Genomic DNA, 492 nt, shown 5'->3' with positions numbered 1-492 from the left:
GGTGACACTGGCGCCGCTGGCGAAAAAGGCGAAAAAGGTGACACTGGCGCCGCTGGCGAAAAAGGTGATACCGGCGCTGCTGGCGAAAAAGGCGAAAAAGGTGACACCGGCGCCGCAGGCGCTAAAGGTGAAAAAGGTGACACTGGTGAAAAAGGTGGCAGCATCACAGGTGAAGTTGTAGATAATGGTGATGGTACCCATACAATCACTGTTACTGATCTTGATACCGGTTCAGTCACTACTACCATCGTTAAAGACGGTAAAGACGGTGTAGATGGTAAGAATGCTAAAGCCGACGTTAAAGACAACGGCGACGGTACTCACACTGTAACCATCACTGATGGCGAAGGTAATACCACTACTACTATCATTAAAGATGGTAAGAACGCTGAAGCCGAAGTTAAAGACAACGACAACGGTACTCACACTGTAACCATCACTGATGGCGAAGGTAATACCACTACTACTATCATTAAAGATGGTAAGAACGCT

At 47.8% G+C, this 492-nt stretch carries 2 protein-coding genes; one reads left to right on the top strand and one right to left on the bottom strand.

Going from position 1 to position 492, the window contains the following annotated elements:
• Positions 1-201 (bottom strand): hypothetical protein (locus tag ACTHR7_RS10750; protein WP_440370798.1); only part of this gene is annotated, 201 nt, incomplete at its 3' end.
• Between ACTHR7_RS10750 and ACTHR7_RS10745 the strand changes: the two genes are divergently transcribed.
• Positions 163-492 (top strand): collagen-flanked surface repeat-containing protein (locus tag ACTHR7_RS10745; protein WP_440370800.1); only part of this gene is annotated, 330 nt, incomplete at its 3' end. The genes ACTHR7_RS10750 and ACTHR7_RS10745 overlap by 39 nt on opposite strands.

It is taken from the genome of Neisseria sp. P0007.S010 (assembly GCF_051962875.1).
Classification (GTDB): Bacteria; Pseudomonadota; Gammaproteobacteria; order Burkholderiales; family Neisseriaceae; genus Neisseria; species Neisseria subflava_A.
The sequence above is the reverse complement of the archived record's forward strand: the minus strand, read 5'-3'. Positions and strand labels throughout refer to the sequence as shown.